We start from the raw sequence: 19,271 nt of genomic DNA on the forward strand, positions 1-19,271 counted from the left end.
CCTGATGTTCGGGCAACTGCTTCTACTTGCAGCTTGCAGCTCACAACTTGAAGCTGCCCGGAGGGCCACCTATGAGCTATGTGATCGACCGACGTCTCAATGGCAAGAACAAGAGCACGGTGAACCGTCAGCGGTTTCTGCGGCGCTACCGTGATCACATCAAGAAAGCCGTCGAAGAGGCGGTCAGCCGGCGCTCCATTACCGATATGGAACACGGCGAACAGATCAGCATCCCTGGCCGCGACATCGACGAGCCGGTGCTTCATCACGGGCGCGGTGGCAAGCAGACCGTCGTGCATCCGGGCAACAAGGAATTCACCAGTGGCGAGCACATTGCCCGTCCACCCGGAGGTGCTGGCGGCAGAGGCCCCGGCAAGGCCGGCAACTCGGGTGAAGGGATGGACGAGTTCGTCTTCCAGATCACCCAGGAAGAATTTCTCGAGTTCATGTTCGAGGACCTTGAACTGCCGAACCTGGTCAAGCGCAATCTGACCGGCACCGACACCTTCAAGACCGTTCGAGCCGGGATCAGCAACGAGGGCAACCCGTCGCGGATCAACATCATCCGCACCTTGCGCTCGGCCCATGCCCGGCGGATAGCCCTGTCTGGCAGCAGCCGGGCAAAATTGCGCGAAGCCAAAGAGGAATTGTTGCGACTCAAGCTGGAAGAGCCGGACAACTTCGGCGATATTCAGGAAATCGAAGCTGAAATCGAAAAACTCAGCGCGCGCATTCACCGCGTGCCGTTTCTCGACACCTTCGACCTCAAATACAACCTGCTCATCAAACAACCCAACCCCAGCTCGAAGGCGGTGATGTTCTGCCTGATGGACGTCTCCGGGTCGATGACCCAGGCGACCAAGGACATCGCCAAACGCTTCTTCATTTTGCTGTACCTGTTCCTCAAGCGTAACTACGACAAGATCGACGTCGTGTTCATCCGCCACCACACCAGCGCCCGGGAAGTCGACGAGGAGGAGTTTTTTTACTCTCGCGAGACCGGTGGCACCATCGTTTCCAGTGCCTTGAAGCTGATGCAGGAAATCATGGCCGACCGCTATCCAAGCAATGAGTGGAACATCTACGCCGCACAAGCCTCCGACGGCGACAACTGGAACGACGACTCGCCAATCTGCCGCGACATTCTGATCAACCAGATCATGCCGTTCGTGCAGTACTACACTTACGTTGAAATAACCCCGCGGGAGCACCAGGCCCTGTGGTTCGAGTACGAACGCATCGCCGAAGCCTTTTCCGACACGTTCGCCCAGCAACAACTGGTCTCGGCCGGGGATATCTATCCGGTCTTCCGTGAACTCTTCCAGCGCAGGTTAGTGACATGACCGCCAAAGAGCAGAAGCGCCAACCCATTTCCACCGGCTCTGAATGGACGTTCGAGCTGATCCAGGCCTACGATCGAGAAATCAGTCGTATCGCGGCTGGCTACGCGCTCGACACTTACCCTAACCAGATCGAAGTGATCACCGCCGAGCAGATGATGGACGCCTACGCGTCGGTTGGTATGCCACTGGGTTATCACCATTGGTCATACGGCAAACACTTCCTCAGTACCGAAAAATCCTACTCCCGCGGTCAGATGGGTCTGGCCTACGAGATCGTGATCAACTCGGACCCCTGCATTGCCTATCTGATGGAAGAAAACACCATCTGCATGCAGGCATTGGTGGTGGCACATGCCTGCTACGGCCATAACAGCTTCTTTAAAGGCAACTACCTGTTCCGAACCTGGACCGATGCCAGCTCGATCATCGATTACCTGGTGTTCGCCAAGCAGTACATCATGCAGTGCGAAGAGCGCCACGGCATCGACGCGGTGGAAGACCTGCTGGATTCTTGCCATGCGCTGATGAATTACGGCGTTGACCGCTACAAACGGCCTTATCCGATTTCGGCGGAAGAAGAACGTCGCCGGCAGAAAGACCGGGAAGAGCATCTGCAAAAGCAGATCAACGATCTGTGGCGCACCATTCCGAAAGGCGCGGACAAGTACAGCGATAAGGACAATGCGCGCTTCCCCGCCGAACCTCAGGAAAACATCCTCTATTTCATCGAAAAACATGCGCCACTGCTGGAACCGTGGCAGCGGGAAATCGTGCGTATCGTGCGCAAGATCGCGCAGTATTTCTATCCACAACGCCAAACCCAGGTGATGAACGAAGGTTGGGCCACCTTCTGGCACTACACCCTGATGAACGACCTGTACGACGAAGGCCTGGTCACCGACGGCTTCATGATGGAGTTCCTGACGTCCCACACCAGTGTGGTCTATCAACCCGGCTTCGACAGCCCCTACTACAACGGAATCAACCCCTACACCCTTGGGTTTGCCATGTACCGGGACATTCGGCGCATGTGTGAAAGCCCTACCGAAGAGGACTACCGCTGGTTCCCGGAAATTGCCGGCACCGATTGGCTGTCGAGTATCAAGTTCGCCATGAGCAGCTTCAAGGATGAGAGTTTCATCCTGCAGTACCTGTCACCCAAAGTGATCCGCGACCTGAAGCTATTCAGCATTCTCGATGACGACCAGAAGGACGATCTGCTTGTACCAGCGATTCACAACGAAGATGGCTACCGCACCATCCGGGAAACCCTGGCGGCGCAATACAACCTGGGCAATCGCGAGCCCAACGTGCAGATCTACAGCATCGACCGCCGCGGCGACCGCTCCCTGACCCTGCGTCATCAGCAACACGACCGCAAACCGTTGGGCGAGTCCACCGAGGAAGTGCTCAAACATTTGCACCGTCTCTGGGGGTTCGACATTCACCTGGAAACCCTGCAAGGGGATCAGGTGATGAAAACCCACCACGTTCCGCCCAGAAACGAACACAGCGAAGGCGATTACGGCCGACTGGACCTGGCCGTCATCCATCTTTGATCCTGTTTTCGCCTCCGGAAGTTCGACGCAAAGGTTATTCTGTCGAGCTAACGGAGGTTTTTTATGCAGATTTATAAAGTCGGCGGTGCAGTTCGCGATCGCCTGCTAGGCAAACCTGTCACCGATGTCGATTGGGTCGTGGTGGGCGCCACCACCGAAGACATGCTCGCCAAGGGATTTCGCCCGGTTGGCGCTGACTTTCCGGTATTTCTTCACCCAAAAAGTGGTGAGGAATACGCCCTCGCCCGAACCGAACGCAAAAGCGGACGCGGTTACGGCGGCTTCACATTTCACGCCAGCCCCGAGGTCACCCTCGAAGAAGACCTGATCCGGCGCGACCTGACCATTAACGCGATGGCCGAAGACGATCAGCAAAACCTGACTGACCCCTACAACGGGCAGCGCGATCTCGAAGCGCGTTTACTTCGTCACGTTTCGCCCGCTTTCGCCGAAGATCCGCTTAGGGTTCTGCGTGTAGCACGTTTTGCTGCGCGCTATGCGGGGCTGGGTTTCACCGTAGCGCCGGAGACGCTGGAGCTGATGCGTCAACTCAGCGAATCAGGCGAACTCGAAGCCTTGACCGCGGAACGAAGCTGGAAAGAAATTTCCCGCGCCCTGATGGAAGATCAGCCGCAAGTGTTCATCGAGACGCTTCGCGAGTGCGGCGCGCTCAAGGTACTGATGCCGGAGGTCGACGCCTTGTTTGGCGTACCGCAACCGGAAATTCATCACCCGGAGATCGACAGCGGCGTGCACACCCTCAGCGTGTTGGAGCAAGCGGCGGCGCACAAACAACCGTTGACCGTGCGCTGGGCCTGCTTGCTGCATGACCTGGGCAAAGGGCTGACGCCGGAAGAAGAATGGCCCCGGCACATTGCTCATGAGCACAAGGGCTTGAAGCTGATCAAAGCGGTCAATGAACGCTTTAAGGCGCCGAAGGATTGCCAGGAAATGGCGCTGTTGGTTGGCCAATATCATACCCATGGCCACCGGGCACTGGAGCTGAAGCCTTCGACCTTGCTGGAGCTGCTGCAGAGTTTCGATGTTTACCGTCGACCGCAACGGTTCGAAGAGTTTATCGCGGCCTGTGAGATGGATGCTCGCGGTCGCAAAGGGCTGGAGCAGAGAAGTTATCCACAGGCGGATTATTTGCGCGGGGCGGCGACTGCGGCTCGAAGTGTTGCGGTTCAGCCGCTGTTGGAGAAGGGATTCAAAGGGCCGGAATTGGGTGAGGCGATCAAGCGTGAGCGGCTCAAGGCGTTGAAGGTTTACAAAGGACAAGGGTAAGCAAGATCAAAAGATCGCAGCCTGCGGCAGCTCCTACAGGGCGCACATGCCGCAGGCTGCGATCTTTTGCTTTACAGCAAATCCGAAGGGGTCAGTTGCTCGCCACGCCACTCGAATGCCACTGGCGCCAACACCTGATCAATATCAGCCTCACGCCACAACGTCACAAAACTTTTGCCTGCGCCCGGATGCATGCGCTCCGGCGCAATCAGCGACAACGGCCACAGCACGAAGGCATTTTTCAGAATTTCTGCTCGAGGCAGAATCAGGCCATCAAAGTTGCCCACGAGATCGCCAAACAGCAACACGTCGATATCCAGCGGCAAACCCTTGCGGTCCGGCGCGTAGCGACCGTTGTCCGCCTCGATGAACTTGAGTCGGCGGTCCAGCTCCATCAGCGGCAGATCGGTGTAGGCCGAGACCACGAAATTGAAGAACGGTCCACTCTTGATCCCCACTGGCTGGCTTTCGAACACCGCCGAGCAGCGTAGATCCACCAAAAAACCCGCCAAGGCTTCCAGGCCTGCACGCAAATGGGTTTCGCGCTCAATATTGCTACCGAGCCCGAGGTACACCTGTGTCAGCGACATCCGCGCTCGATCTCCACGCCCACACCACCCGTGGCGGCCGGGACGGCGCCTGGTTTAGTCAACTTGAGACGCATCCAGGTGATCTTGAATTCGCTCATGAGCACTTCAACCAGGCGCTCGGCGAAGGTCTCGACCAACTGAAACTGTGCCTGTTCGGCAAAAGCCTGGATACGCGACGAAACACTGGCGTAATCAAGCGCCAGCGTCAGGTCATCGCCAGCGGCTGCCGGGCGATTGTCCCAGGCGAAACTCAGATCAAGTCGCAAGCACTGTCGGATGCCTCGCTCCCAGTCGTAGGCACCAATCACGGTGTCGACTTCCAGGCCTTCGATAAACACTCTGTCCAAGCACTTTTCTCCGCTGCACGACAAGGGCGCAATGCGCCGTTAGAATCAGGGCGTCCTCGCCCGGAATAGTTAGCATGTTTTGGTTATTGGCGCCCCTCGCCTACCTGCTTGGCTCTCTGTCCTTCGCCATTTTGCTCAGCCGCCTGACCGGTAACCCCGATCCGCGAATGAGTGGCTCGGGCAATGCGGGCGCCACCAACATGTTGCGCCTGGCCGGCAAAAAACTTGCCGTCCTGACCTTGCTCGGTGATCTTTGCAAGGGTCTGCTGCCGGTGCTGATCGCAGGTACTGCGGGGCTTTCACTGCAAGAACAGGCCTGGATTGGCGTCTGCGCCGTCATCGGTCACCTGTTCCCGCTGTACTTCCGTTTTCGGGGTGGCAAGGGTGTCGCCACCGCTGCCGGAATGCTGCTGGGCCTGTACCCGCCCGCTGCCTTGCTGGCAGTCTGTGCCTGGCTGCTGACGTTCTACCTGACCCGCACCAGCTCCCTGGCCGCACTGATCGCCACACCGCTGACCCTGCCGCTGCTGGCTTGGCAAGAACCAGCGGCCCTGCTGCCCATGAGCGCACTCACGGGACTGATCGTCTGGCGTCATCGCGGCAATCTACGCGACCTGTTTGCCGGGCGCGAACGGCATTTTTAACTGCCGGGCATGAGCGCTCTTCATCACAAGCCCGTCAGTTGCTCCATTGGCCAGCGCGCCTGCACGCTGATCGCCAGGCTTTCGTGTTGACCGGCCTGTAGACGCTGACAACCGGCAAAGGCAATCATCGCGCCGTTGTCGGTGCAAAACTCCGGACGGGCATAAAACACGTCGCCTTTCATGTCGCCGAGCATTTTTTCAAGGGAAGACCGCAACGCCTTGTTGGCGCTGACGCCCCCAGCGATCACCAGACGCTTCATCCCGGCCTGTTTCAGGGCACGCTTGCACTTGATGGTCAAAGTCTCCACCACGGCCTGCTGGAACGCCAGTGAGATGTCGCAACGGGCTTGCTCGCTGTCGTCCCCGGCGCTGACGCACTGCTGCCAGGTGTTCAGGGCGAAGGTTTTCAAGCCGCTGAAGCTGAAAGCCAGGCCGGGGCGGTCGCACATCGGACGCGGGAAAAGGAAACGTCCTGCAACGCCCTGCTCCGCCAAGCGTGCGATTTCCGGCCCGCCCGGATAATTCAGGCCCATCATCTTCGCGGTCTTGTCGAACGCTTCACCGGCCGCATCGTCGAGGGTCTCGCCCAAGAGCGTGTATTGACCGATCCCGTCGACTTGAACTAGCTGCGTATGACCGCCCGACACCAACAAAGCGACGAACGGGAATTCTGGCGGTTGTGCCTCCAGCATTGGCGCCAGCAAATGGCCTTCCATGTGATGCACGCCAAGGGCCGGAATGCCCCAGGCAAAGGCCAGCGCCTGAGCGCAGGAAGCGCCCACGAGCAAGGCCCCCACCAGGCCAGGACCCGCGGTGTAGGCGATGGCGTCGATCTCGGTTGGCACACAGCCAGCCTCGGCCAGCACCTGACGAATCAAGGGCAGCATGCGCTTTACGTGATCACGCGAGGCCAGCTCCGGCACCACACCGCCATAGGCGCGGTGCAAGTCGATCTGGCTGAACAGCGCGTCGGCCAATAGGCCGCGTTCACTGTCGTAAAGTGCGACACCAGTTTCGTCGCAAGAGGTTTCTAATCCCAGTACTAGCATGGGTTTGCGCCTTGTTTAGGCTGAATTCGAAGGCGCGCATAATAGTCGCCACGTGATGCCCCGACCAGCGGTTTTCGATCAGAGGCTTTGCATTCCGAGCGATGAGGGGTTAACATCCGCAACCCTTAAAAACCGACGTCTTCAAGTGCTCTTTTGCCACGAGGATGTTGACCCCGGTAATGAATGAAGGTAGCTCTGGATGCCAGCCGTCAAAGTAAAAGAGAACGAACCCTTCGACGTAGCTCTGCGTCGTTTCAAGCGCTCCTGCGAAAAAGCCGGTGTACTGGCTGAAGTTCGTAGCCGCGAATTCTACGAGAAGCCGACTTCTGAGCGTAAGCGTAAAGCAGCAGCCGCTGTTAAGCGTCACGCCAAGAAAGTTCAGCGCGAACAGCGCCGCGCCGTTCGTCTGTACTAATACACAGACGATCGTAGCAAGCTTCTGCCAAGCCCGGCCCTCAGCCGGGCTAATGGCATTTGCGGAATACGCTTGATGCTTCACCGTCAAAGCCGCAGACGCGACCGAGACAAACCTGCTTCACAGCGTCAGACCTGGCTCTTTTGCCAGCGGTGCACGTCTTTTCTGACGAGCCTTCCAAGGCTACTGACGAGCACACCCACTGATTCCTCTCACGACGATCAGCCCAAGGCACCTTCTTGCGTGCCCGCTTATGAGCTATCCGAGGCCATCGACAGGCCGCAGCGGATTCAGCGCAACACTTTCAAATAGTCGAATACTGATTGTTATTAACGTCAGTGGATTTTCGGCAGATACACTTCCCGACAGCGATAACGCAGACGACACCGGTCGAGCCGCACATTTTGCGCGCCTCAAACAATGACCCGCGTTCGCCGCCGTTCATTTCGGGTCCATTTCAGCGCAGATGACGAGCACGCCATGGCCGGGCTAATTCCCCAGAGCTTCATTGACGACCTTCTGAACCGCACCGACATCGTCGATGTGGTCAGCTCGCGCCTGCAAATAAAAAAGGCCGGCAAGAACTACACTGCCTGCTGTCCGTTCCACAAAGAGAAAACCCCCTCCTTCAGCGTCAGCCCCGACAAGCAGTTCTATTATTGCTTCGGTTGCGGCGCTGGCGGTAACGCGCTCGGCTTCATGATGGACCACGACAACCTGGACTTCATCCAGGCTGTCGAAGAACTGGCCAAAGCCGCCGGCATGGAAATCCCCCGCGAAGAAAGTGGCCGGCCGCACAAGCCGCGGCAGCCGACCGACTCGCCGCTGTACCCGCTGCTCACCGCCGCTGCCGACTTTTACCGCCAGGCACTGAAAAGCCACCCATCGCGCAAAGCCGCTGTGGACTACTTGAAAGGCCGCGGATTGACCGGCGAGATTGCCCGGGACTTCGGCCTCGGCTTCGCTCCGCCCGGCTGGGACAATCTGTTCAAGCACCTGAGCAGCGACACTCTGCAACAAAAAGCCATGGTCGATGCCGGCCTGCTGATCGAGAACGCCGAAACCGGCAAACGCTACGACCGCTTCCGCGATCGCGTGATGTTCCCGATCCGCGACAGCCGCGGGCGAATCATTGCTTTCGGCGGCCGGGTACTGGGCGACGACAAACCGAAATACCTGAACTCACCCGAAACCCCGGTATTCCATAAAGGCCAGGAACTCTACGGTCTTTATGAAGCTCGCAAAAACAACCGTAATCTCGACGAAATCATCGTCGTCGAAGGCTACATGGACGTCATCGCCCTCGCCCAGCAGGGCCTGCGCAATGCCGTCGCCACGCTCGGCACAGCCACCAGCGAAGAACACTTGAAGCGACTGTTTCGCGTCGTGCCCAACGTGCTGTTCTGCTTCGACGGCGATCAGGCCGGCCGAAACGCCGCTTGGCGAGCGCTGGAAGCCACCCTTCCCTGCCTGCAAGACGGGCGCCGGGCACGCTTCCTGTTTCTTCCAGAGGGCGAAGACCCGGATACGCTGGTCCGCTCCGAAGGCACTGACGCATTTCGTGCACGAATCAACCAACACGCGCAGCCGTTGGCGGATTACTTCTTTCAGCAGTTGACCGAGGAATCGGACCCGCGCTCGCTCGAAGGCAAGGCCCACATGGCCACCCTCGCCGCGCCGCTGATCGACAAAGTCCCGGGCGCGAATCTGCGCATTCTGATGCGCCAGCGCCTGAGCGAAATTACCGGCCTTAGCGGTGAAGCCGTGAGCCAACTGGTGCAAAGCGCTCCTCAGGGATCGCCACCGGCCTACGATCCGGGCATCGATTACGACGCCATGCCGGATTACAGCGACTACCATCAGCCGCAGGCACAAGAGATGTACGCGCCGCAGCAGGAATGGACGCCGAAGAAACCCGGCGCCGGCGGCAAGAAGTGGGATAAAAAACCCTGGGACAAGAACGGCAAGCGTGGCGGTGATCGCGATCAACAGAGCGCTCCGCGCACACCGATCGCTGTCGAAGCGCCCACGCTGATTGCGCTCCGCACCCTCATTCATCACCCGGAACTCGCGGGAAAGGTAGAAACCGCCGATCACTTCGCGAATGAGAGCAACACCTACGCGCAACTGCTGGTAGCCCTGATCGGGGCAGTGCAGAAAAATCCTAAGCTAAACTCTATTCAGTTAATGGCCCGCTGGCATGGGACTGAACAGGGACGCCTGCTCAAGGCTTTAGCGGAAAAGGAGTGGCTGATTACAGGCGACAACCTTGAACAACAGTTTTTAGACACCATTACTAGGTTATCGGCAGGTCAACACACGGATAGCCTGGAAGTACTTATCAGGAAAGCAAGGCAGCCAGGATTGACTCCTGAGGAAGCAATTCAGATAGCAAATCAGATGCGCGACCTATTAAAACGCAATGTGGCTGTATCAAACCCGACCTCAACTGGCGCGTGAGGTCATAGCTCAGGTATAATCCTCGGCTTGTTTTTTGCCCGCCAAGACCTTCAGTGGATAGGGTGTTATGTCCGGAAAAGCGCAACAGCAGTCTCGTATCAAAGAGTTGATCACACTTGGTCGTGAGCAGGGTTACCTGACTTACGCGGAGGTCAACGACCACCTGCCGGAGGATATTTCAGATCCGGAACAGGTGGAAGACATCATCCGCATGATCAATGACATGGGGATCAACGTATTCGAGGTTGCGCCAGATAAGGATTCCCTTATGCTGGCCGACGCCGATACCGACGAAGCCGCGGCCGAAGAGGCAGCAGCTGCGTTGGCAGCGGTCGAGACCGACATTGGTCGCACCACCGACCCAGTGCGCATGTACATGCGTGAAATGGGTACGGTAGAGCTCCTCACACGTGAAGGCGAAATTGAAATCGCCAAACGTATTGAAGAGGGCATCCGTGAAGTGATGGGCGCAATTGCGCACTTTCCTGGCACGGTTGACCATATTCTCTCCGAATACACTCGCGTCACCACCGAAGGTGGCCGCCTGTCCGACGTCCTGAGCGGTTATATCGACCCGGACGACGGCATTGCGCCGCCTGCTGCAGAAGTGCCGCCGCCAGTCGATCCGAAAGCCGTGAAAGCGGACGACGATACCGACGACGACGACGCCGAAGCATCGACTGATGACGAAGAAGAAGCCGAAAGCGGTCCGGATCCGGTCATCGCAGCACAGCGCTTCGGCGCTGTCTCCGATCAGATGGAAATCACCCGCAAGGCGCTGAAAAAGCACGGTCGTGGCAATAAGCTGGCAATCGCCGAGCTGTTGGTCCTGGCTGAGCTGTTCATGCCGATCAAACTGGTGCCGAAGCAATTCGAAGGCCTGGTCGAGCGTGTTCGCAGTGCCCTGGATCGTCTGCGTCAGCAAGAACGCGCAATCATGCAGCTCTGCGTGCGTGATGCCCGCATGCCGCGTGCCGACTTCCTGCGCCAGTTCCCGGGCAATGAAGTTGACGAAAGCTGGACCGACGCACTGGCCAAGGGCAAAAGCAAATACGCTGAAGCCATTGGTCGCCTGCAGCCGGACATCATTCGTTGCCAGCAGAAGCTGACCGCGCTGCAAACCGAAACCGGTTTGACGATCGCCGAGATCAAGGACATCAACCGTCGCATGTCGATCGGTGAGGCCAAGGCCCGCCGCGCGAAGAAAGAGATGGTTGAAGCGAACTTGCGTCTGGTGATCTCCATCGCCAAGAAGTACACCAACCGTGGCCTGCAATTCCTCGATCTGATCCAGGAAGGCAACATCGGCTTGATGAAGGCGGTAGACAAGTTCGAATACCGTCGCGGCTATAAATTCTCGACTTATGCCACCTGGTGGATCCGTCAGGCGATCACTCGCTCGATCGCCGACCAGGCCCGCACCATCCGTATTCCGGTGCACATGATCGAGACGATCAACAAGCTCAACCGTATTTCCCGGCAGATGTTGCAGGAAATGGGTCGCGAACCGACCCCGGAAGAGCTGGGCGAACGCATGGAAATGCCTGAGGACAAAATCCGTAAGGTATTGAAGATCGCTAAAGAGCCGATCTCCATGGAAACCCCGATCGGTGATGACGAAGACTCCCATCTGGGTGACTTCATCGAAGACTCGACCATGCAGTCGCCAATCGATGTCGCCACTGTTGAGAGCCTTAAAGAAGCGACTCGCGAAGTCCTGTCCGGCCTCACTGCCCGTGAAGCCAAGGTTCTGCGCATGCGCTTCGGTATCGACATGAATACCGACCACACCCTTGAGGAGGTTGGTAAGCAGTTCGACGTGACCCGTGAACGGATTCGTCAGATCGAAGCCAAGGCGCTGCGCAAGCTGCGCCACCCGACGAGAAGCGAGCATTTGCGCTCCTTCCTCGACGAGTGATCACAAAACCCCCGGCTCAGGCCGGGGGTTTTGCTTTTTACAGATAAAAATCCCCGCACTTCCCCCCCTTCGAATTGCCCGTCTACACTCGAAACATTCCCCGAGCCATAACGAGACCGTTATGCCCAGACTGCCGACCGTGCTTTTTTTGCTGTCGATGATGACCTGGACCGCAACGGCTGGCGCGCTGACTCTGACCGACGATGAACGTAGCTGGCTGGCGGCTCACCCGGACTTGCGCCTGGGTGTCGATGCGTCCTGGCCGCCGTTTGAGTTTCGCGATGACCAGGGTCGCTATCAGGGCCTTGCAGCGGACTATATAGATCTGATCCGGCAGCGCCTGGCCATCAAGCTGACGCCTATCGAGCCGGTGAGCTGGACGGTGGTTCTGGAGCAGGTCAAACAAGGCAAACTGGACCTGTTGCCGGGCATCATGTCGACTCCCGAGCGCCAGGCTTACCTGTCATTCACCCGTCCCTACCTGGACTTCCCGATTGTCATACTTGCCCACGTCGGCGGTGCCCAACCGCGCAAGCTTCAGGACCTGTACGGCCTGAAAATCGCCGTGGTGGAAAATTATGCACCTCATGAACTGCTGCGCACGCACAACCCCGACCTGAACCTGGTGGCGATGCCCAACGTCAGTTCAGCGCTGCAAGCGTTGGCGACCGATGAAGTAGACGCAGTGGTGGGCGATCTTGCCTCCAGTGTCTGGAGCCTGCGCCAGCTCAAGCTGGACGGGCTCTATGTCAGCGGTGAAACGCCTTATCGCTACCAGCTGGCCATGGGCGTGCCACAGCAAAACAAGGTATTGGTCGGCATTCTGGACAAAGTCCTGGCGGACATGACCCCCGCCGAAGTCAGCGCCATTCAAGAGCACTGGATCGGCAACGTTCTGGATCATCGAACATTCTGGTCTGATTTGCTGGTTTACGGCCTGCCTGGCTTGTTGCTGCTGATCACGGTACTGGCAGTCGTTATCCGGATCAACCGTCGCCTGAGTTCGGAAATCGCTCGCCGCGTCGATCTCGAACAGGAACTGCGCAGCAGCGAATATCACTACCGCGGGTTGGTGGAGAGCCTTTCGGCCATTGCCTGGGAAGCGCGGATCACCGATTTTACCTACAGCTATGTATCGCCCCACGCTGAAGAATTGCTCGGTTACCCCCTCGCCCATTGGCTGATTCCCGGCTTCTGGCGCAACATCATCCACCCCGCCGACCTGACCCGTGCCCAGACTTTCTGCGATCACGAAGTGCTGGCCGGGCGCGATCACAGCCTCGATTACCGGGTGATCACCGCCGACGGTCGCTGCATTTGGGTACGCGACATCGTCAGCCTGATCGAACACGGCCATGAACCGGTGATGCGCGGCCTGATGATCGACATCAGTGAAGCCAAACGCACCGAAGAAGCCCTGCGCCTGTCGGAACAGAAGTTCGCCTCGGTGTTCCAGCAATGCCCGGACATCCTGGTGATCGCGCGACTCTCCGACGGCTGCCTGCTGGAGGTCAACGAAGCGTTCGAAGAGCAGATCGGTCTCAAGGCCGAAGAAGTGATAGGCCAGACGGCCACCGACCTCAATATCTGGGGCATACCCGGCGTAGGCCCGGGGCTGCTACAGCGGTTGCAGGCCGGCAGCATCCGCAACCTGGAGATGCCCTTTCGCCGCAACAACGGCCTGGTGTTTACCGGCCTGATCTCCGCTGAACCGTTCGACCTCGATACCACCCCGGCGCTGGTGGTGGTCGTACGCGACATCAGCCAGCTCAAGGAAACCCAACAGCAACTGCAAACCTCCGAAGAGAAATTCGCCAAGGCCTTCCATGCCTCACCCGATGGCTTGCTGCTGTCTCGACAGAGTGACGGTCTGCTGCTGGAGGTGAACGAGGGTTTCAGCCGCATCACCGGTTTCAACAGCGCCATGTCCGTCGATCGCTCGGCGCTGGACCTGGGAATCTGGGTCAATCTCAACGAACGCAAACAAATGCTCGACCTGCTGCATCGGGACGGCTTCGTTCGCGACTTCAGCTGCCATATTCGCCGCAGCGACGGGCAAATCCGCCTCTGCGAGGTGTCCAGCCGCCCGCTGCCGATCGGCGATGAGGACTGCATGCTGACCATCGCCCGGGATATCACCGAGCGGCATCTGATGCAGGAAAAACTGCAACAAGCCGCGACTGTGTTCGAGAGCACGGCCGAGGGGGTCTTGATCACCGACACCCAGCAACACATCAGCGCGGTCAATCGCGCCTTTACCGAAATTACCGGTTACAGCGAAAGCGAAGCACTGGGCCACACCCCTCGCCTGCTTGCTTCGGGCCTGCATGACAGCGCGTTTTATGCGGCCATGTGGCATCAACTGACCGCCGAAGGTCATTGGCAGGGCGAGATTTCCAACCGACGCAAGAATGGCGAACTTTATCCGAGCTGGTTGACCATCAGCGCGGTGCGCAACCGCGACCAATTCATCACCCACTTCGTCGCCGTGTTCGCAGACATTTCCAGCCTCAAGCACGCCCAGGCGAAACTCGATTATCAGGCCCACCACGATCCGCTGACCGGCCTGCCAAACCGCACGTTGTTCGAGAGTCGGCTGCTGACCGCACTCAACAACCAGCAGGAAAACGGTGGACAGGGTGCAGTGCTGTTCCTGGATCTGGACCGTTTCAAACACATCAATGACAGCCTCGGCCATCCGGTCGGCGACTTGCTGCTCAAGGGCATTGCGGTGCGCCTCAAGGAGCAGTTGCGTGACATCGATACCGTGGCGCGACTGGGCGGCGACGAATTCATTATCCTGCTACCCGGCCTGCAACAGTCCAGCGATGCCGACAATATCGCGACCAAGTTGCTCAACTGCTTCGGCGCACCCTTCCAGGCCGGCGAACACGAGTTTTTCATCAGCGCCAGCATCGGCACCAGCCTCTACCCCAAGGATGGCTGCGACGTCGCCACACTGGTCAAAAATGCCGACGCGGCGATGTATCGCTCCAAAGCCAAGGGGCGCAACCGGGTCGAAAGCTATACTCGCGACCTGACCGCCCAGGCCAGCGAGCGCGTGGCACTGGAACATGAACTGCGGCGCGCCATCGAGCGCAATGAACTGCACCTGCACTACCAACCCAAGATCAGCCTCGCCGACCATCGCCTGGTCGGCGCCGAAGCGCTCATTCGCTGGCGTCATCCAACATTCGGCGACGTGCCGCCCGAGCACTTCATTCCACTGGCCGAAGAAAACGGCATGATCCTGCAAATTGGCGACTGGGTTCTTGAGACGGCCTGCCGGCAGATGTTCGAATGGAGTCAGCTCTATGAATCCCTCGGCCCGCTGTCGGTCAACCTCGCCGGCGCACAACTGCGCCAACCGAACTTGCTCGGTCGCATAGAACAATTGCTTAAGGACAACGGCCTCAGACCCGACTTCCTGCAACTGGAAATCACCGAAAACTTCATCATGAGCCAGGCCGAAGAAGCGCTGGCGGTGCTGCATCAACTCAAGCACCTGGGCGTGCAACTGGCCATCGACGACTTCGGCACCGGCTACTCCTCCCTGAGTTATCTCAAACGACTGCCACTGGACATTCTCAAGATTGACCAGTCGTTCGTCCGTGGCCTGCCGGATGACCCCCATGACGCGGCTATCGTTCGCGCCATCATCGCCTTGGGTCGCAGCATGCAATTCACGGTCATTGCCGAAGGCGTAGAGACGCTGGCACAGCAGCAATTTCTTGCGCAGGAAGGCTGCGAACAGATCCAGGGTTACATCGTCAGCCCGCCGTTACCACCCGAGGAATTCGCGGCGACGTTTCTTCGTACAACCGTATTGGATTTTTCGGATAGCACAGCCGAGAAACCGTCGCTATAATCCGCGGCCTACTGAGGGCCTATAGCTCAGTTGGTTAGAGCAGAGGACTCATAATCCTTTGGTCCACGGTTCAAGTCCGTGTGGGCCCACCAAACAAGAAAGCCGCGCAATGCGCGGCTTTTTCGTATCTGACGCCCAGGTTCCTTTTACTCGGTGTTTCGTAAAGTCGGATGACCTTGTAGCCAAACTCGGAAACTTGCGCTTGGGCACTTTGATGCCCTTGTTGCGCTTTTCTTCGACGGGATACTCTCCGGTCGTCGCTGACCATTCAGCGATCGGGCTTGGAAACCCGTCGAACCAAACTCAGGGTGATATCACCGTATGAGCTGGCTGAGTGGGCTTGCGCCACCGAAATCAACACCCCTTGTGTCCAAGGTTCCGGTCTGTGCTGACGAGGTAATGAGAGCGCTCGCATCAAACAAGAGCAACCAAACACGAGGTTACTTATGGCAATTTGTCGCGGGTGAAAATGTCCTGAACGGTACTGAGGCTAGATCAAACATCCGCTGCGCGAGCGGTGCTGTAACATGCGGATCCATTGATTTGTGTTGCTGGAGACGACCTTTGCCTGACACTCGCACGCCCGTTCTTGACGAAATCGACCGCCAATTGATCGCGGCCCTGCAGATCAATGCACGCGAAAGCGTGGCCATGCTCGCCCGGCAACTGGGCATCGCTCGCACGACCGTGACTTCGCGGCTGGCGCGGCTGGAAAAAGCCAAGGTCATCACCGGGTACGGTGTGCGGTTGGGTCAGCGGGTGGTGGATGGCGGGTTGCAGGCCTATGTTGGGATCACGGTGCAACCGCGGTCGGGCAAGGAAGTGCTGCGACGGCTTAGCGCCATGGCCCAGGTTCAGCAATTGTGCGCAGTCAGTGGCGAATTTGATTATGTGGCGTGGCTGAGAACTGATTCGCCGGAGCAGCTGGATCAGTTGCTGGATCAGATCGGGAGTGTGGATGGGGTGGAGAAGACCACCACATCGATCATTCTCAGCAGCAAGATAGACAGGGGCCAGCCGGTTTGAACGACGTTTGATTATGTGGGAGTGGGCTTGCTCGCGAAGGCGGTGTGCCAGTCACTTCAAAGTTCAATGACACACCGCATTCGCGAGCAAGCCCGCTCCCACATCAAGCAATGTGTAGTGATAGATCGTCATAATGATCAAATAACCAGCAAAACGACGACACATTGCGTCTTATTAACGTGTTCTACGCTCTCTAGAATGGCTGGCATCTTTTCCTATACTCAGATGCGCACTCCGCGTCCGGTCGCCAGCAAGGTCAGCCATGAACAACAACAATCGCCATCCTGCAGACGGTAAGAAACCAGTCACCATTTTCGGCCCGGACTTTCCGTTCGCCTTCGACGACTGGATCGAACATCCAGCCGGCCTCGGCAGCATCCCTGCGCACAATCACGGCGCCGAAGTGGCAATTGTCGGCGCCGGCATCGCCGGTCTGGTGGCCGCCTATGAATTGATGAAGCTGGGCCTCAAACCCGTCGTCTACGAAGCCTCGAAAATGGGTGGCCGTCTGCGCTCCCAGGCATTCAATGGCGCCGAAGGCATCATCGCCGAGCTCGGCGGGATGCGTTTCCCGGTGTCCTCCACCGCGTTTTATCACTACGTCGACAAACTCGGCCTTGAGACCAAGCCCTTCCCGAACCCGCTGACCCCTGCTTCCGGCAGCACCGTCATCGACCTGGAAGGCAAAACCCATTACGCACAGAGCCTGGCGGACCTTCCTGCACTGTTCCAGGAAGTGGCTGACGCTTGGGCGGATGCACTGGAAGCCGGTTCGCAGTTCGCCGATATCCAGCAAGCGATCCGCGACCGTGACGTGCCGCGCCTCAAGGAACTGTGGAACACCCTGGTTCCACTGTGGGACGACCGCACGTTCTACGATTTCGTCGCCACCTCGAAAGCCTTCGCCAAGCTCTCGTTCCATCACCGCGAAGTGTTCGGCCAGGTCGGTTTCGGTACCGGTGGCTGGGACTCGGACTTCCCGAACTCGATGCTGGAAATCTTCCGCGTGGTCATGACCAATTGCGACGATCACCAGCACCTGGTGGTCGGCGGCGTGGAACAAGTGCCACTCGGCATCTGGCGTCATGTGCCGGAGCGCTGCGTGCACTGGCCCGAAGGCACCAGCCTCAGTTCGTTGCACAGGGGGGCTCCACGCTCCGGCGTGAAGAAAATCGCCCATGCGCCGAACGGCCGCTTTACGGTCACCGACAACTATGGCGACACTCGCGAATACGCCGCCGTGCTGACCACCTGCCAGAGCTGGCTGCTGACCACCCAGATCGAATGCGACGAAACCCTGTTCTCACAAAAGATGTGGATGGCCCTGGACCGCACTCGTTACATGCAATCGTCGAAAACCTTCGTGATGGTCGACCGCCCATTCTGGAAGGACAAGGATCCGGAAACCGGCCGCGACCTGATGAGCATGACCCTCACCGATCGCTTGACCCGTGGCACGTACCTGTTCGACAACGGCGACGACAAGCCGGGCGTGATTTGCCTGTCGTACTCGTGGATGAGCGATGCGCTGAAAATGCTCCCGCACCCGGTGGAAAAACGCGTGAAGCTGGCGCTGGATGCGTTAAAAAAGATCTACCCGAAAGTCGACATCGCCGCGCGGATCATCGGCGACCCGATCACCGTATCGTGGGAAGCCGACCCGCATTTCCTCGGCGCATTCAAAGGCGCGCTGCCTGGCCACTATCGCTACAACCAGCGCATGTACGCGCACTTCATGCAGGACGACATGCCAGCCGAGCAGCGCGGGATTTTCATCGCCGGCGATGACGTTTCGTGGACGCCGGCCTGGGTTGAAGGCGCCGTACAGACGTCGCTGAACGCGGTATGGGGCATCATGAAACACTTCGGCGGTGAAACTCACGCCGAGAACCCGGGTCCAGGAGATGTGTTCAACGAGATCGGTCCGATCGCCCTGCCCGAGTAAGAGGAATCCGAAATGCGCGTAGCCCTTTACCAATGTCCACCGCTGCCCCTGGACGTCGCCGGCAATCTACAACGCCTGCATCAACTGGCGCTGGAGGCCAAAGGCGCCGATTTGCTGGTGCTGCCGGAGATGTTCCTGACCGGCTACAACATCGGTGTCGATGCCGTCAGTGTCCTCGCGGAAGTGCACAACGGTGAATCGGCGCAACAAATTGCGCGCATTGCCAAAACGGCGGGGATCGCCATTTTGTACGGCTATCCCGAGCGCGCCGAAGACGGACAGATCTACAACGCGGTGCAGTTGATCGACGCCAATGGCGAGCGCCTGTGCAACTACCGCAAGACTCACCTGTACGGCGACCTCGATCACTCGATGTTCAGCGCCGGGCAAGATGATTTTCCGCTGGTGGAGCTCAATGGCTGGAAGCTGGGATTTTTGATTTGTTACGACCTGGAGTTTCCGGAGAACGCGCGGCGCCTGGCCTTGGCCGGTGCCGAGCTGATCCTGGTGCCGACGGCGAACATGATTCCCTACGACTTCATTGCCGACGTCACCGTCCGCGCCCGCGCCTTTGAAAACCAGTGTTATGTGGCGTACGCCAATTACTGCGGCAACGAAGACGAGATCCACTACTGCGGCCAGAGCAGCATCGCCGCGCCGGATGGCAGCCGCGTCGCCCAGGCCGGCCTGGATGAAGCGTTGATTGTCGGCGAGCTGGAGCGCCAGTTGCTGGTCGATTCCCGCGCCGCCAATCGCTACTTCCGCGATCGTCGTCCAGAGCTTTATGGCGCGCTGAACAAGCGCTGATCCATCGTTATCC

The 19,271-nt window shown here is 58.5% G+C and carries 14 protein-coding genes and 1 tRNA gene; 12 read left to right on the forward strand and 3 right to left on the reverse strand.

Annotation, left to right across the window (positions count from 1 at the left end; translation table 11 throughout):
• Positions 1 to 71 precede the first annotated feature (71 nt).
• The 3 genes from ACA052_RS26375 to ACA052_RS26385 all read left to right on the forward strand — a co-directional run bounded on the left by ACA052_RS26375 (position 72) and on the right by ACA052_RS26385 (position 4,189).
• Complete coding sequence (locus tag ACA052_RS26375) at positions 72 to 1,343, forward strand: YeaH/YhbH family protein (protein WP_497647429.1); 1,272 nt, start codon at positions 72 to 74, stop codon at positions 1,341 to 1,343.
• Positions 1,340 to 2,902, forward strand: a complete 1,563-nt coding sequence (locus tag ACA052_RS26380) for a SpoVR family protein (RefSeq protein WP_497647430.1) — start codon at positions 1,340 to 1,342, stop codon at positions 2,900 to 2,902. The genes ACA052_RS26375 and ACA052_RS26380 overlap by 4 nt, the downstream gene beginning before the upstream one ends.
• Positions 2,903 to 2,965: 63 nt before the next feature.
• Entirely contained in the window at positions 2,966 to 4,189 is a 1,224-nt protein-coding gene (locus tag ACA052_RS26385; RefSeq protein ID WP_497647431.1) for a multifunctional CCA addition/repair protein, read from the forward strand.
• 71 nt (positions 4,190 to 4,260) lie between these two features.
• Here ACA052_RS26385 and folK read toward each other — a convergent pair whose 3' ends face one another.
• Positions 4,261 to 4,779, reverse strand: a complete 519-nt coding sequence (folK, locus tag ACA052_RS26390) for a 2-amino-4-hydroxy-6-hydroxymethyldihydropteridine diphosphokinase (protein ID WP_497647432.1) — start codon at positions 4,777 to 4,779, stop codon at positions 4,261 to 4,263.
• Positions 4,770 to 5,126, reverse strand: a complete 357-nt coding sequence (folB, locus tag ACA052_RS26395) for a dihydroneopterin aldolase (RefSeq protein ID WP_008051601.1) — start codon at positions 5,124 to 5,126, stop codon at positions 4,770 to 4,772. The genes folK and folB overlap by 10 nt, the downstream gene beginning before the upstream one ends.
• 74 nt (positions 5,127 to 5,200) lie before the next feature.
• Here folB and plsY point away from each other — a divergent pair, with 74 nt between their 5' ends.
• The gene (gene plsY / locus ACA052_RS26400; RefSeq protein ID WP_497647433.1) at positions 5,201 to 5,770 is read left to right on the forward strand and encodes a glycerol-3-phosphate 1-O-acyltransferase PlsY; all 570 of its coding nucleotides are present in this window, start codon (positions 5,201 to 5,203) and stop codon (positions 5,768 to 5,770) included.
• A gap of 23 nt (positions 5,771 to 5,793) precedes the next feature.
• Here plsY and tsaD read toward each other — a convergent pair whose 3' ends face one another.
• On the reverse strand, positions 5,794 to 6,819 hold the full coding sequence (gene tsaD, locus ACA052_RS26405; protein WP_497647434.1) for a tRNA (adenosine(37)-N6)-threonylcarbamoyltransferase complex transferase subunit TsaD: 1,026 nt from the start codon (positions 6,817 to 6,819) through the stop codon (positions 5,794 to 5,796).
• A 199-nt stretch (positions 6,820 to 7,018) separates the two neighbouring features.
• Here tsaD and rpsU point away from each other — a divergent pair, with 199 nt between their 5' ends.
• From rpsU to ACA052_RS26445, 8 genes are all read left to right on the forward strand, one after another.
• Positions 7,019 to 7,234: a 30S ribosomal protein S21 gene (rpsU, locus tag ACA052_RS26410; protein ID WP_002551877.1), complete on the forward strand. Its 216-nt coding sequence runs from the start codon at positions 7,019 to 7,021 to the stop codon at positions 7,232 to 7,234.
• A gap of 480 nt (positions 7,235 to 7,714) precedes the next feature.
• Positions 7,715 to 9,694, forward strand: a complete 1,980-nt coding sequence (dnaG, locus tag ACA052_RS26415; RefSeq protein ID WP_497647435.1) for a DNA primase — start codon at positions 7,715 to 7,717, stop codon at positions 9,692 to 9,694.
• 67 nt (positions 9,695 to 9,761) lie between these two features.
• Complete coding sequence (gene rpoD / locus ACA052_RS26420; protein WP_497647436.1) at positions 9,762 to 11,612, forward strand: RNA polymerase sigma factor RpoD; 1,851 nt, start codon at positions 9,762 to 9,764, stop codon at positions 11,610 to 11,612.
• A gap of 121 nt (positions 11,613 to 11,733) precedes the next feature.
• Positions 11,734 to 15,480: a bifunctional diguanylate cyclase/phosphodiesterase gene (locus ACA052_RS26425; RefSeq protein ID WP_497647437.1), complete on the forward strand. Its 3,747-nt coding sequence runs from the start codon at positions 11,734 to 11,736 to the stop codon at positions 15,478 to 15,480.
• A 15-nt stretch (positions 15,481 to 15,495) separates the two neighbouring features.
• Positions 15,496 to 15,572, forward strand: a tRNA-Ile gene (locus tag ACA052_RS26430).
• Between the two features lie 472 nt (positions 15,573 to 16,044).
• A complete protein-coding gene (locus ACA052_RS26435) occupies positions 16,045 to 16,506 on the forward strand; it encodes an Lrp/AsnC family transcriptional regulator (protein ID WP_046039454.1) in 462 nt (153 codons plus the stop codon).
• 262 nt (positions 16,507 to 16,768) lie between these two features.
• Positions 16,769 to 18,451 (forward strand): flavin monoamine oxidase family protein, encoded by a 1,683-nt coding sequence (locus tag ACA052_RS26440; RefSeq protein WP_497647438.1) that lies wholly within the window; start codon positions 16,769 to 16,771, stop codon positions 18,449 to 18,451.
• A 12-nt stretch (positions 18,452 to 18,463) separates the two neighbouring features.
• Positions 18,464 to 19,258 carry a carbon-nitrogen hydrolase family protein gene (locus tag ACA052_RS26445; RefSeq protein WP_497647439.1) on the forward strand — a complete coding sequence of 265 codons (795 nt, stop codon included), beginning with the start codon at positions 18,464 to 18,466 and terminating at the stop codon, positions 19,256 to 19,258.
• Positions 19,259 to 19,271 lie beyond the last annotated feature (13 nt).

Source organism: Pseudomonas sp. LBUM1644 (assembly GCF_059716195.1).

Coding starts and splice junctions, on each gene's coding strand:
- ACA052_RS26425 (WP_497647437.1), top strand. CDS start 11,734: ATGCCCAGACTGCCGACCGTGCTTTTTTTGCTGTCGATGATGACCTGG.
- rpsU (WP_002551877.1), top strand. CDS start 7,019: ATGCCAGCCGTCAAAGTAAAAGAGAACGAACCCTTCGACGTAGCTCTG.
- rpoD (WP_497647436.1), top strand. CDS start 9,762: ATGTCCGGAAAAGCGCAACAGCAGTCTCGTATCAAAGAGTTGATCACA.
- plsY (WP_497647433.1), top strand. CDS start 5,201: ATGTTTTGGTTATTGGCGCCCCTCGCCTACCTGCTTGGCTCTCTGTCC.
- ACA052_RS26385 (WP_497647431.1), top strand. CDS start 2,966: ATGCAGATTTATAAAGTCGGCGGTGCAGTTCGCGATCGCCTGCTAGGC.
- ACA052_RS26375 (WP_497647429.1), top strand. CDS start 72: ATGAGCTATGTGATCGACCGACGTCTCAATGGCAAGAACAAGAGCACG.
- folK (WP_497647432.1), bottom strand. CDS start 4,779: ATGTCGCTGACACAGGTGTACCTCGGGCTCGGTAGCAATATTGAGCGC.
- ACA052_RS26445 (WP_497647439.1), top strand. CDS start 18,464: ATGCGCGTAGCCCTTTACCAATGTCCACCGCTGCCCCTGGACGTCGCC.
- dnaG (WP_497647435.1), top strand. CDS start 7,715: ATGGCCGGGCTAATTCCCCAGAGCTTCATTGACGACCTTCTGAACCGC.
- ACA052_RS26440 (WP_497647438.1), top strand. CDS start 16,769: ATGAACAACAACAATCGCCATCCTGCAGACGGTAAGAAACCAGTCACC.
- ACA052_RS26380 (WP_497647430.1), top strand. CDS start 1,340: ATGACCGCCAAAGAGCAGAAGCGCCAACCCATTTCCACCGGCTCTGAA.
- tsaD (WP_497647434.1), bottom strand. CDS start 6,819: ATGCTAGTACTGGGATTAGAAACCTCTTGCGACGAAACTGGTGTCGCA.